A 13182-nucleotide genomic window follows, 5' to 3' on the forward strand; every position below is an offset into this window, starting at 1 on the left:
ACCGAACACCATCTGGAAGTGTCCTAGATGGGTAAGTTTCGGACAACGGCTAGTCCACATGACCGAAAACCATCAGGGGAAAGTGGCAACAATATGTAACTGTTGCTCCGACTGCTGCGTCTTCTTTAGAGCGCTTAAAGTCGCTGAGCTCCCAAGAGCGTTCGCGAGATCAAATTATGTAAGCAGAGTTGACCCCGACCTATGCACTGCATGTGAAACTTGTGCCGAGCGCTGCCCCATGGAAGCAATAGCCATAGACGAGTATGCAGTAGTGGACGAGAATAAGTGTATAGGCTGCGGAGTCTGTTACCCCACCTGTCCAAACGAAGCCATAATACTGGTAAGGAAGCCGGAGGATAAAGTCACTGAAATTTTAGACAGTAAAACATGGATAATGAATCTAATAAAGGAAAAACAGGCACGCTAATTTGATATATTAATTAATTTTTTATTTTTTATAGTTAGAAAATAATTCGCATCTTTTTATATTGATGTTTGGAGAATTTTTGATTATTGACAGTTTGAATAGTATGATTTACTGTTTTATTGTAGAATTATATTTATAGGAAGTTTATAAAAAATAAGAGGTAGTTATGAAATAAATAAGAAGGAGAATGGAGGTTTTATCTTGAAATGGATTGGAACTTCATTACGTGAACTTCCAAGGTTGAGGAACTGTAAAAGGAGACGCGTTTCTAGTTGGGATAAGACCGGTGGAAACGCCGATTACATATTGATAAATAAGAATGAAACCGTAACTATAGCTGATATTAAGGGGGCTGGATGCATAACTCACATCTGGATTACCTTAGATTGCTCAGCCCCGTATTATTTGAGGAAAATTCTTATTCGCATGTACTGGGATGATGAGGAAAACCCTTCAGTTGAGGTGCCAATAGGAGACTTTTTCGGAATAGGACACGCAATTCGCAAAAACTTCATTTCTCTGCCACTTACCATGTCGCCAGAAAACGGTAGAAGTTTCAACTGCTTCTTCCCCATGCCCTTCTCAAAAAGAGCATTAATCGAAATAGTAAACGAGGCGGAGCAAGCTATGATATTCTACTTCTACATAGACTATGAAGAATATGATAGGCTGGAAGAGGATCTGGGAAGGTTCCACGCCACCTGGAATAGGGAAAATCCCTGTAAAGGCATATCTGAGAACGGAATGGACAACTGGGAGTTCCTGTTCGGAGGAACGAACCTTGATGGTAAGGGCAACTATGTTATCCTTGAAGCTGAAGGAAAGGGACAATACGTGGGCTGCAACCTCAACATCCACAACCTAAGGCTGAAAAGAGAGGTGTGGAACTGGTACGGCGAAGGAGACGACATGATATTCATAGACGGAGACCAAACGCCAACCATAAATGGCACTGGAACAGAAGACTACTTTAATACCGCATTCTGCCCCCAACAGGAATACTGTGCTCCCTACCATGGAATAACTGTTCCCGGCGGAAAAAACTGGTCCGGAAAAATAAGCATGTACCGCTTCCACATCGAGGATCCCATCTACTTCGAAAAATCTATAAAAGTAACCCTTGAACACGGACATGCCAATAGGCGCTCCGACGACTACTCTAGTACCGCTTACTGGTATCAGACAGAGCCACACAAAAAATTCAAGCCTATGCCCCCAGTGGAAAAAAGACTACCAAAAGAAGAACCGAAAGAAATAGATTAACCCCCTAGAAAATTTCTGAATCTCAAGCTTCAACCCATTGTTCTAAAAAGTATATATAGAAAGTGGAAACCTGGGAAAGTAAAGCCTAGTGTACCAATATGTCAATTTTGTGGAAAAGTATAAAAACAATAAAAATCCCTCTATGCACATTAAATCCCATATACATTTAAGATGTTGAGGGGATAATCATGACTGAGCCGAACATGAACCAGCTTATTGAACTGGTAGAGGTTAATTTGGGCAGTTGGAAGCCGGAAGCGGTGGCCATAGTAGATGTGAATCATAAGGTTTGGTGTAAAAAGGGTAATGTTTTGGGAGAATTTCTTGACTATTATCGAAAGTTTCCCCTTTCTGACATGCATTTGGGAGACAGTTTGCACAACAGTAACACTTTTTTTATGAAGGTCACAGATAAAACGGGAATCATAGTGGTTATGAAAGATCCTCAAGTGGCTAGGCTCGCCGCAATAAACCTGAGGGGAAGACTCAATGCTCTCTCAGATTTTTATCTTTTAGAAAAATTAGTTGAGGAAGATAAAAAATCTAAACTTAGCAATATTCTGAAAAAGGAAAAAGGAATATGGTAGCCATGATACTTTACGAATTTCTCGTCTTATCGTGTTCTGTCCTGCCTGCGGTTTGTGCAATTTATCTGGCTAAGCACTTCGCTGAAAAGAAGCAAATCGTCACTCTACTATTAACCATTTACTTTGCTATGTTTTCAGCAACCTATATCGTCTACTTGCTTATTCTTGCTGACTTTTTACAAATTCACCCCTACGTATATATAATATTTACGGCTTTGATTGACTTCGCTGTAGTGCTCCTAATAGGAATAGTGATGTTGGAAATAAGGGAACTATACTTGCTTCCACCATTTATCGCCACCCTCGCGGCAATCCACTACTCTGTTTTGGATTCAGCTAGAACAGACATATATCTAGGTATTCAGTACCTTTCATACATATCAACCGGGCAGCTTATCGGACAGAATTGGTATGTTATTCTGGAAAAATTTGACCCAAGCTTGCTTAAAACCCTGCCCTACTTTCTAAGCATTGAATCGTTCATAGACCCTCTAAATGTAATATATCCCCCCACTCATATTATAGTGATGGGAATTTACATTATGATAATTTCAGCCCCAACAATCTTACTGTTCTACTTTATTGCTTGGAAGAACAGAAGCGGTAGATCTCTGGGATTCGCTGTTGGACTCACAATATTAATGCTTAACATGTTCTATCAGAGAATACCGCCAGAGGTTCAGGCTCTAACAACAATTGTAGGTACTATTTTCTTTGCCCTAGGAATATTTGGAATGTTAGATAAGATAATTGTAAAAATTGAAGAATCAACAAGAGCCACTTTAAGGCAGAGCAGTAGCTAAAGCTTCTACCTCCTTTTCGCCCCTTATTTAATATTTAAGAGAGCAAAAAAATCAGAATATCTGAGGAAAAAACGGAGTATATGTTTCCATATGTTTAAACAATACTCTTGGTTTTAGGAAACTTCTGTAAAGTTTGGAGGTCGAGGCGCCCTCTCCTCTTTTTTAAAATCTTTGTGTAGGAAAATGGAGGACAAGTGGTTGTAGAGGCAGACAACAACATTCATCCCGGAATAAGCCAACATCATAAATGAAGTTTTGCTTAAACTTATGTAATATATGGAATAAAATAAAAAAGAGGAGTTTTTTAGGATTTTCTGGCCATTTCTTTTCGTCTTTCCTCTAGCAGTTTAAAGATTCTATCCCTGTCCTTTGGATAGGTTCTGTACGCTAAGAACCATACCAACAAACAAGCTACCCAAGGAATAATAATTGTCATAAGCATTGCTGTGGTAAGCGATTGCCCCGAAAGCGTGAAAAGAACCAACAGCGTAGGAAGCGGAATGACACCCAGCCAGAACCCCATGTATGGAGTAATACTCTGCATGGTAACCCCGGCAACCCCACCATTCATGGTGTCCGCAAGGAAGCCTGTGAGAACCGCCGCTATGGCTGCAAAACCTCCTTCAAACATTTGCTCTATGGAAAAGGAAGTGCTCCTGACCTCGGGCTTGGTCACGTTCGCAACCATGGGCTGAACAGCCCCAGGCCCAGCCCAACTAACCAACACCGCAGTAATGAAGGTTAAAATAATGTAATGCAAAACGGAAAGCGGGAGAGTAAGTACCAGAAAGGAAAGTGGAATACCCGAGAACACAGAAATCTGAGCCACAATAATCCTACCCCTGTTGAAACTCCGTCTCTCACCCTTGTCTCCTAGCCAGCCGCCCAGACCATTACCAAGAGCCACACCCACAACCAACACCGCAAAAACTATCGTCGCATCGCTCGGCGTAATGTATCTTACGCTTTCCAGCCAGTGCACGAGCCAAGCCTGGAATACAATCCAGGGCATGTATCCGAGCATTCCTTGAAGTATTATTATTTGCATTGTTCGGGTTCTCAGTATTTCTCCGACTGCTTTTCTTTCGATTTTGTACTTCTCTGCGGCTTCTACTGTGATTACGTCCTTAAGCTCCTTCTCAGTACCACCCCTCACGGGCTCCTTCACCAAGAACCAGACCACAGCAGCTACTACTAAGCTGATAACCCCCAGGATTATGAAACCCACTCTCCAGGCGCCATAGTGTACCGTGTATTTCATGAATGTATCAACTGTGTAAAGAAATTGGACCAAGTCTATAGTTCCCGGATATATTTGTTGATATATAAATAATGTAAATAGGTCAGATTCTAGTCCAAATGTGTAGTTTGGTGCATCAATCATCCCCAGTATGGGAACCATTATGGCAATTCCCAGAACTCCTATCATTTGGAAAAACCCAAGCCATTTGCCTCGATCCTCAGGCTTGAAATAGTCTATTATCAGCGAGAAACCAGTGGGTATAATGGTCGCTAGTCCGAATCCAGCTAACAGTCTAAAGAAGAGAAGCGAGGAGAAATCTCCGGCAAAAGCGCAGAAAATTGTAAAAACACCCCAGATTAAGCAACCGATTGCCAGAACCACTCTCCGCGAATACCTGTCTGCTAGGTATCCCCAGAGAGGTGCAGCTATGGTCTGAAGCGCTGAACGTGACGTAGTTATAAGCCCCAGGGATCCACGACCTACAGCTAGCTCCCGGCCTATTGAAGTGTAGTAGGTGGGTAATGCCTGCATATCCGCCCGGTCTACGAAGTTTGCTGCGCTAATAGACAGAAATGACCGCGTTCTACCTTTTTTTTCATTCCCAGTCTTCTTTTTCTTAGCCACTCCTATCTTCTCCAATAATGAATAATTATAATTGTTTCAACAGTTTTTAAATTTTTTCAAAACTTCTCCTTTTACTTAACTATATTTTACCTTTGTTAATCAATTAGGTTAATAAAATGAATTATTAAAAAATAAGCGGGTGTAAACAATGAGTCTATGATTTATTATATTTTGATTTTTTCACTCTTCTGTTAATTGTTAACTTCCGCTTTTCTTCCCTCTTCAAAGGTCGTTTTTGGCACTTCTAACCCTGCTTAAGTTTGGAATCCCCGTAAAACAGGGATTTAAACCCGTTTCCCTCCGCCAGAACCACCACGGAAATGTTAACACAAAAGAATATGAAATCAGAATATTATAAAAGATAGACTCATTGGGTGTAAAAGTTTTCTTGTACAATTCGCTTTGTGAAGGGTTCCGGGCTATTGGCGGCTGGTTTCTGTAGCTAGTTTTTTAACCATCCATTTTATACCCCCTTCCGCCAAAAGGAGGCTTCTTTAGGTCTTTTTCTAGATGAAGGGTTATGCCCCTAAAAGAGACAATGCCCTCCATATAAAACCATTTCCAAAACCCAACATGTACAAAAGACTTTTTATGCCCAAATCAGCTTTATCCAAATTAAAAATAAAAGTGAAGTCATTTCCTAACGAATGACTCACTTGCATTGATTTTCTAAGATCAGAGTTTTTGTCCACAGTGGGGGCAGAACTTTCCAGAAACCTCAGTGGGAATAGGTTCGCCACAGTTGGGGCATTCGTGTCCCATTTGTGAACCGCATTCGCAGCAGAACTTTGTGGGTGGTACCTGTTTGCCACATGAGGGGCATGTTACTTTGACTGCTGGGCTTGGTGCACCCGTTTGCACAGTGATATTAGGTATAGCGGGTCTCATTGGAGCTACAGTTGTAGGGGATGCTCTGACTGGAGCTCCGCATGATTGGCATGAAGTGTTTCCGGGAGCAACAATGGCTCCGCAGTAGGGGCATTTTCCCTCTTTCTTCTTGGATATTATCATTGCTTTAATCGCGGGTAAGGTATTTACATTCTTTACTTCGAAACGCATAGTATCCCCACTTTCCAGAACTAGGGTTAGGCCCTTCTTATCTGTTGTAGCGTCTTTTATGGAAGCTAGGGGAACTGCTATGGAGTCCAGTTTTCCGTCCTGGCTGAAGTTCATAAAATCGTTTCCAGTCATAGCATTGAATATTATTCCCGAAGAAGCTGCGTAGCCGGCACTGGTTATGACATGATCTGCGATACGGCCAGCCCAACCGCCTACCGAGCGTCCCACAAGGTCTCCAGCTACGGAACCCGCAATGCCTAGTGCGGTGGCTGCTAGAGCCCCTTTAAGTAGTGATTTTCCACTCCCACTTCTCTTCTTATACCACACAACTCGGATATCTGAAACCATTAGAGTCCCCCACTCCTTGTCGAATTTTACGTTGTCAAGCCTTGTGCCTACGCTTTCATAATTCAGTGGAGAGAATTGACCACTCTGATCAAAACCTACTCCGAGAAAAAATGGACGAGTCATAATTAAATTATTCTAATGGAACATAATAAATATTACCTAATAGCCATTTTACCTTTTTAAAAAAGATTTTGACAAGTAGCTATTATAATCACACATTACTAGTCGTGGTTTGTGTTGGATTATTTACTTTCTGCCAGTTTTTTAAGGTCAAAATCCTCTTTTAGCAGTTCGTGTTTAATTTTTTCTACGTTCACTCCTTCTTTAATGATGTCGGAGATGGGTTTAACGCTTTTCCTCTCTCCGATTATTATTGAGCCCACCACTTTATCGTCTTTTACAACAATTTTTTTGTATTGGCATTTGTCCGCATCGATTTTCCGGATTTGTTCGTATTCCTCGGTTTCCGGATTAACCAAGCCTATTGAGGTTAGGTCTATTCCCACTACTTTCAGGCTATTCATAGCTACCGTACCGTTATATGTGGATTCTTTCCCTATCATGTTTGCAGCAGCTATCTGGGCTTGCTCAGTGGTGGCCGGTATTATGCCGTAGACTCTTCCATTATGCTCAGCTATATCTCCCGCAGCATAAATGTTCTCAATATTCGTTCTAAGATGCTCATCCACTAAAACCCCTCTATTCACTTTAATGCCCGCCTCTTGAGGCAGTTCTATATTACTTCTGATACCAGTTGCGCATATAACGAGTTCTGCGGGAATAGTTTCACCACTTTTTATTCTCACCCCCGAAACCTCGGCGTTACCTATTATTTCATCTGTTTGGGCTCCACACTTGATTTCCACACCCCTTTTCTCGAATTCACCAATAAGCAGGTCCGAACCCTCATTATCTATCTGTCGGGGAAGAAGCCAAGGAGCAAACTCTAAAATAGTAACATTTAAACCAAGCTTTTTGAGAGCCACAGATATTTCCAAACCCAGCAAGCCACCGCCAATCACAACCGCACTCTCCTTATCATTAGCATATTCTTTAATGGTAAGCGCATCATCGATGGTTCGGAGGGCGAAAACTCCTTTTTTATCCACACCCTTTATGGGAGGAACAAAGGAACGGGCCCCATTAGCTAGTAGGAGTTTATCGTATTGGACTCTCTCACCATTTTGTAAAATAATCTCATTATTTTCAGTAATTATAGATTTTACAGATTTACCTAAATGTACCTTGACCCCGTTATCCTCATACCATTTAATCGGGTACATTACAATTTTTTCAGGGGATGATTCATCGGACAAAACTTCATAAAGTCTGGGACGCGGATAATAAGCATACTCTTCATCAGTATAAACCTCTACCTCAGTTTCAGGAGCATTATTCAAAATATATCGGATAGCGGTAAAACTAGCCAAACTAAAACCAATAATAACAATTTTCACCAAAAGCTCCTCCTTATTACCAATCAGGGAAAAACTCCCAACTCCAATAGTAGAGAAAAAACACATAAAGGTTAAAATATCTTTCTAAAAAGAAAGTCACAAATCCATGGAAAGATTTGTTGAGAATTGAATATTTTTTAGGAAGGGTCTTGTATGAGGACTGGAGTCTTTTGGCATGACGTTTTTGCTAAGAGTTCTTGGCCTGTGATAGGAAACAAGTTTGAAAAATTTCCAAGAGTAATGGAGTGGGCTCTAAAACTAGAAGGAGTCAGACTTTTTACTCCAGGTAAGGTCTCTTGGGAAGTTTTAAAAAAGGTACACGATGAATCTGTCTTAAACGACTTGAGAAGGGCTTGGTATTGTGAGGGAGCGCTGCACTCGGTGGGTGGATGCATAGATGCTGCCATAAAGATTTGGAGTGATGAGTTGGATAACGCGCTAGTTTTCGACGTGGGCGCAGGTCACCATGCAGGACCTTCACATGCCTGGGGCGGCACCTATATTTCCTGCACTGGTCCTACGGTTTTTTCTCTGCGTGAAAAATTCGGAAGGGGACGCTACGCTATAATAGATACCGATAGCCATCATGGAGACGGAACAAGGGCAGTATTTATGGGTGATAAGGAAGTTTTACATGTTTGCTTCTGTAGCTCAAACACCGTGGAGGATGAAGGAACCAAAATATGTGTAAATGTGGGCTACGAAACAAATGACCGGGAATACCTCTCCAAAGTAGAGCAAGAGTTCATTCCCAGAGCAAGAGATTTTAAGCCGAACATAATCTTTCATCTTTTAGGGCACGACACTGCCCAAGGAGATTACGGTGACCGGGGATTAACCGATTCATTCTTTCTAGAACTGGTTGAAAGAGTTAAGGGCTGCGCCGAGGAAGTTTGTCGTGGAAAATACATGGTAATAACCCATGGCGGTTCCCGGACGGAGCTCGCGGAATACATCTTTCCAAAAATAATCGAGATACTGGCAAGGTAAGACTAAACAAAATAAATATGGAAAAGCAGAGCTTTAAACGGATTTACTTTTTCTTACTCTTTTTTTCCATGTATCTTGTGAATAGGGTTCCCATATCCTCTGTTCTAATACAAATATCCTGCGCTAGTATCGAATACTCCAAAACGCTTTCCATGTCAATCTCCATAGCTTTGTTCGCAATCTTTTTAGCGAGACCAATTGCAATTAAACCGTTGTCCTTGATCTCATTAGCCATCTCCATTGTTGCTTCCATCAACTTGTCAGCAGGAACAATCTTGTTTACAAGTCCTATTCTCTCAGCTTCCTTAGCGTCTATGATTCTCCCGGTGAAGATTAACTCTTTTGCCCTTCCCAGTCCAATTATTCGGGGAAGCCTCTGAGCACCCCCCAGATCCGGTACCAGACCAAAACATACCTCTGGGATACCCATTCTAGCATCCTCCGCAGCGATTCTTATATCGCAGCACAGAGCCATCTCCAAACCAGCTCCAATGGCAGCTCCCTGTATTGCAGCTATTACAGGCTTCTCCATGTTTTCAAGTCTACTATAGTTCGTCTGGCTCTTCTTTAACATGTCTCTCACTGTCCAGGAAGAGGCTCCTCCTAAGGCCCCCATAGAGCCGAAGTCTATACCCGCAGAAAAGACTTTACCCGCTCCCATAAGAATTACCACTTTAACTTCATCATCATCAGAAACAATGCGAGCAGCCTCACCAATATCCATAAACATCTCAGAACTGATAGCGTTCCGCTTATCCGGCCTATTCAAAATTATCTTACCAATACCGGCTTCCTTCTCAATTTTTATAGTATCTAGCTCCATAGAATTCCTCCATAAACTAGATAAAAAGTGATTAAACGAACATATTGTTAAATTTTTTTATATAATCAGTTAAGGTAGGGAAAATAAAAGATTCGCAAGCCTAGTGAATGAAATAAAAATTGAAAATAGTTCTTAAAAATAGCATTCGGTATAAGCTGTTCCATATTAAATAATATATTTGATGTTATGTTACTTAACAACATTTACGCAATTTTTTTCTTAAATCATTTTATCTGCTCTGTCACTAAATAGATACCACTACCTTTTCTTACTAGGTAATGTAAACTATCAGGGGAGCCAAAGATAATCCTACCTTCCCCTATAGCAACAATGTCATCATATTGCTTTCCCATTTTTCCATCCAAGACAACACTCCAATTTTCATTCACTTTAGCCGCATAAACTACCTGTTTGCTATCCGGGCTGAACATGAGACTACCTGACCAGATTTTCTCATAGGGCTTCTCTTCTTTTCCATCCACGACCACACATTGCTTCTTGCCTTCTGCAGTCGCATAAGCTATCCGCTTGCTATCCGGGCTGAAGATTGGAGATCCTGTTGCGATGCTATCGTATGGCTTTTCTTCTTTTCCATCAATAACTATACTCCACTTTTTGCCTACTGCAGTCGTATAAGCCACCCGCTTACCGTCCGGACTGAAGATAAGCCTACTTGCCCCCTTGTAATCATATTGCTTCTCCTCTTTTCCATCAACGACTATAAACAATTTTTCCCCATTTGCAGCAGCATAAATCACTTCCTTGCTATCCGGGCTAAAGATTAGAGATTCCGCCCCTATGCCCTCATATTGCTTTCCCTCTTTTTCATCCACAACAATAAAAAATTTTTTATCCGCCGCCGCCACATAAGCCAGCCTCTTACTATCAGGACTGAAGATGGGAGTACCCGCCAAGATACCATCATATTGTTTCCCTTCTTTTCCATCTACTACCACGAACCATTTTTTTCCCACTCTGGCCACGTAAGCCAAACGCTTGCCTTCTGGGCTGAAGATTAGTCTACCTGCCCCGATGTTATCGTACTGTTTATGCTCTCCTCCATCAACCACAACAAACTGCTTTTTACTCAAAGCAGCTATATAGGCCACCTGCTTACTATCAGAGCTAAAAGTAAGAGAGCCTATCCCAATGCCATCATATTGCTTCTGCTCTCTTCCATCAACAACAACAAACAATTTTTTACCCATTTTGGCTACATAAGCCAGTCGCCTGCTATCCGGGCTGAAGATTAGAGTGCCAGCTATGACACCGTCATATTGCTTCTCCTCTATTCCATCCACGACTGCAAACCGCTTTCTGCCTGCCGCAGCCACATAAGCCACCCGAGTGCTATCCGGGCTAAAAATAAGAGAATTTTTTACTATGCCATCGTATTGCTTCTCCTCTCTTCCATTCACAACCACGACCCATTTTTTATCCATTTTGGCAATATATGCCATCCGAGTGCTATCTGGGCTGAAGATTAGAGAATCTTTTACTATGCCATCATATTGCCCCCCTCTTTTCCATCCAAGACAACCGCAAATCTATTTCTACCTATTTCTGATACATAGGTTACACGCCTGCTGTCCGGGCTGACTTTGAAAGACGCCGGTATCCACTTAGAGGAATCAATTTGAACCACAAGTCTTTCGGATACTACCCTTTTCGTGGAGGCTTCATTTTTCCCTCTAATCGACTTATCGGATTTTCCCAATTTCACACCTCATTCTCAAGCAATGAGTCCCAATTGGCTTAGTATCTACATGTTTTTTTAATTTTTTGTAGGATCTTTTTCTTTCTTAAAAATGCACTAGCTTTGTCAAAAAATAAAACCTTTAAAAAATCCTTGAAAGAAAAATTGGAGCAGTTAGGTTTAATTTAGATTGGATATGCTCCGCAGGTTCTGCAATATGTGGAGCCTTTTTTAACATTAGAGTTACATTTGGGACAGATTTTTCCTTCAGAATCCTTGGGGGAGGGCACCCCTATCTTGGATCGGTATATTTCATAATAGGTTAAATGTTCCTTGTCCCGGATTTCAACTCCGTCTTCCAGTAAGTAGTTTCGGCTTTTCTCCTCAAAGTCTGTGTCTTTGATTAGTTCATCAAATATTTGAGGTAGAAAAGCTGTTCCAGAGCCCTGTTCTATCGGTGTTTTCACTCTCCAAACGATGTTCGGTGGTAAGATTCCCTCGAAGGCTTTTCTCAAAATCCATTTCCCATACAAGCTGCCATTTTCCCTTTGCACTTTAAGCTCCGGTTCCACCTGTTTTGCGAAGGATTGAAATTCATCGTCAAGAAATGGCAACTTAACCTTCATTTTGAGATATGCGGCGAGGTCCTGTGATGAGAAATGCACGTTTTCCCAAATTTTTTGGAGTTCACGGTTTAGCTCTTCTGGGGAGTAGTTTAAGAGGAAGCTGTATCCTGCGAAGAGTTCGTCGGCTCCGTCCCCGGTGAGCACTGTTTTTACTCCCGCTTTCTTGGCCTCTTTTAAGTCCACTAGGATCACAACACTGTTTCGTATTTCCATAGGGTCAAAAGATTTCAATACTCGAATGGTGGTGCGCAGTGCGGTTTTCAGCTCTTTCATGGTTAATTTATGGATTGTGTGTTCTAGTTTGAACATTTTGGTTATCTGTTTTGCGTATTCGACGTCTGGTGAAGGAGCTTCTGCGAAAGCCACCGTGAAAGCCTTTAGTTTTTGATATTTTGACGCTAATGCTGCTATGATAGAAGTGTCCAGTCCTCCCGAGAGCAGTATCCCCTCAGCCAAATTTCTTTTAACAGATTCTTCCAATAAACTCCTAATTTTCAAACAAGTATCCTTTATATCCAATGCTTCCGACGTCAAAACTATTTACTCCTGATTTAAGATTGTAAACCTTTTTGCGTTGGATAAATGGTTAGTATTACGGTTTAAATTCTGGAAAGTTTTTAAATTCATCGATACCGGCTAAGCATTTTGCGATTTTTTCTCTAGTGTCCATATCATAGCCTCTATAGATTGTGATCCTTTGAGCTTCCGGGGAGCCTCCACCGTGGCAGCTGGCAACCATTAACCAGCCTGCAAACCCATGTGCCGTTAGGTCTTCCACCAGTTTAAAGGCTTTCATGCGATCCAGAGATGATACTTCTGCTTTGCCTTTCAGGTATTTTTCGAGGAACGACCTGGTTTCCGGATTTTTGAAATCCTTCTCTGAGGGGCAGGTAATCGCAAATCCTCCCGCAATGTCATGGACGCGGTAAATCTCTTCGTAGATGTGTGTTCCCGCTATATACTTGCCTATGTTCACCATTGTTATGTCTGGCTCATAGGTATTAGGCCCCCTGGGTTTTCCTCTAACGGAACCAGCTATGCCACAAGCATACATTTGTTCCGCGGTGCAAATGATGTCAGTGATTTCATCCCGGATATGGGAAGCATTCTTTATGCCATTATAGTCTGCGATTAGGGTTCACAACAGTAGAAAGATTTAATGATAAATAATACCATTCTTAGACTTTAATCATGAACCCAAACATCCGCAGAGACGTCCAATACAAGGCTACAACC

The 13182-nt window shown here is 41.6% G+C and carries 13 protein-coding genes; 5 read left to right on the forward strand and 8 right to left on the reverse strand.

What is annotated here, in order from left to right; translation table 11 throughout:
• The 4 genes from ACUVXA_RS07650 to ACUVXA_RS07665 all read left to right on the forward strand — a co-directional run.
• Positions 1–427, forward strand: a 427-nt coding sequence (locus tag ACUVXA_RS07650; RefSeq protein ID WP_445870657.1) for a 4Fe-4S binding protein, incomplete at its 5' end; no start/stop codon positions are given.
• A gap of 201 nt (positions 428–628) precedes the next feature.
• On the forward strand, positions 629–1690 hold the full coding sequence (locus ACUVXA_RS07655; protein WP_445870658.1) for a glycoside hydrolase family 172 protein: 1062 nt from the start codon (positions 629–631) through the stop codon (positions 1688–1690).
• Between the two features lie 188 nt (positions 1691–1878).
• Positions 1879–2277: a hypothetical protein gene (locus ACUVXA_RS07660; RefSeq protein ID WP_445870659.1), complete on the forward strand. Its 399-nt coding sequence runs from the start codon at positions 1879–1881 to the stop codon at positions 2275–2277.
• Entirely contained in the window at positions 2271–3080 is an 810-nt protein-coding gene (locus ACUVXA_RS07665) for a hypothetical protein (RefSeq protein ID WP_445870660.1), read from the forward strand. Before ACUVXA_RS07660 ends, ACUVXA_RS07665 begins: the two co-directional genes overlap by 7 nt.
• Before the next feature lie 304 nt (positions 3081–3384).
• On the opposite strand, the gene ACUVXA_RS07670 is transcribed toward ACUVXA_RS07665, so the two are convergent.
• The 3 genes from ACUVXA_RS07670 to ACUVXA_RS07680 form a co-directional block, all read right to left on the reverse strand.
• Positions 3385–4947: an MFS transporter gene (locus tag ACUVXA_RS07670; protein WP_445870661.1), complete on the reverse strand. Its 1563-nt coding sequence runs from the start codon at positions 4945–4947 to the stop codon at positions 3385–3387.
• A gap of 675 nt (positions 4948–5622) precedes the next feature.
• Positions 5623–6477 (reverse strand): zinc ribbon domain-containing protein, encoded by an 855-nt coding sequence (locus ACUVXA_RS07675; RefSeq protein WP_445870662.1) that lies wholly within the window; start codon positions 6475–6477, stop codon positions 5623–5625.
• Between the two features lie 119 nt (positions 6478–6596).
• The gene (locus ACUVXA_RS07680) at positions 6597–7811 is read right to left on the reverse strand and encodes an NAD(P)/FAD-dependent oxidoreductase (protein WP_445870668.1); all 1215 of its coding nucleotides are present in this window, start codon (positions 7809–7811) and stop codon (positions 6597–6599) included.
• 153 nt (positions 7812–7964) lie between these two features.
• On the opposite strand from ACUVXA_RS07680, the gene ACUVXA_RS07685 reads away from it, so the two are divergent.
• Entirely contained in the window at positions 7965–8801 is an 837-nt protein-coding gene (locus tag ACUVXA_RS07685) for a hypothetical protein (protein WP_445870663.1), read from the forward strand.
• A gap of 43 nt (positions 8802–8844) precedes the next feature.
• On the opposite strand, the gene ACUVXA_RS07690 is transcribed toward ACUVXA_RS07685, so the two are convergent.
• The 5 genes from ACUVXA_RS07690 to ACUVXA_RS07710 all read right to left on the reverse strand — a co-directional run bounded on the left by ACUVXA_RS07690 (position 8845) and on the right by ACUVXA_RS07710 (position 13078).
• The gene (locus ACUVXA_RS07690) at positions 8845–9624 is read right to left on the reverse strand and encodes an enoyl-CoA hydratase/isomerase family protein (protein ID WP_445870664.1); all 780 of its coding nucleotides are present in this window, start codon (positions 9622–9624) and stop codon (positions 8845–8847) included.
• 224 nt (positions 9625–9848) lie between these two features.
• On the reverse strand, positions 9849–11066 hold the full coding sequence (locus ACUVXA_RS07695; RefSeq protein WP_445870665.1) for a hypothetical protein: 1218 nt from the start codon (positions 11064–11066) through the stop codon (positions 9849–9851).
• Between the two features lie 56 nt (positions 11067–11122).
• Positions 11123–11341, reverse strand: a complete 219-nt coding sequence (locus ACUVXA_RS07700) for a hypothetical protein (RefSeq protein WP_445870666.1) — start codon at positions 11339–11341, stop codon at positions 11123–11125.
• Between the two features lie 164 nt (positions 11342–11505).
• Positions 11506–12480: an asparagine synthase-related protein gene (locus ACUVXA_RS07705; protein ID WP_445870667.1), complete on the reverse strand. Its 975-nt coding sequence runs from the start codon at positions 12478–12480 to the stop codon at positions 11506–11508.
• A gap of 58 nt (positions 12481–12538) precedes the next feature.
• Positions 12539–13078 carry a 4-hydroxyphenylacetate 3-hydroxylase C-terminal domain-containing protein gene (locus ACUVXA_RS07710; protein ID WP_445870669.1) on the reverse strand — a complete coding sequence of 180 codons (540 nt, stop codon included), beginning with the start codon at positions 13076–13078 and terminating at the stop codon, positions 12539–12541.
• Between the last annotated feature and the right edge of the window lie 104 nt (positions 13079–13182).

The sequence above is a fragment of the Candidatus Jordarchaeum sp. genome, assembly GCF_052745115.1.

Excerpts from the sequence above, each read along its gene's own strand:
- ACUVXA_RS07660 (WP_445870659.1), top strand. The coding sequence starts at position 1,879 with ATGACTGAGCCGAACATGAACCAGCTTATTGAACTGGTAGAGGTTAAT.
- ACUVXA_RS07665 (WP_445870660.1), top strand. The coding sequence starts at position 2,271 with ATGGTAGCCATGATACTTTACGAATTTCTCGTCTTATCGTGTTCTGTC.
- ACUVXA_RS07675 (WP_445870662.1), bottom strand. The coding sequence starts at position 6,477 with ATGACTCGTCCATTTTTTCTCGGAGTAGGTTTTGATCAGAGTGGTCAA.
- ACUVXA_RS07685 (WP_445870663.1), top strand. The coding sequence starts at position 7,965 with ATGAGGACTGGAGTCTTTTGGCATGACGTTTTTGCTAAGAGTTCTTGG.
- ACUVXA_RS07690 (WP_445870664.1), bottom strand. The coding sequence starts at position 9,624 with ATGGAGCTAGATACTATAAAAATTGAGAAGGAAGCCGGTATTGGTAAG.
- ACUVXA_RS07695 (WP_445870665.1), bottom strand. The coding sequence starts at position 11,066 with ATGGATAAAAAATGGGTCGTGGTTGTGAATGGAAGAGAGGAGAAGCAA.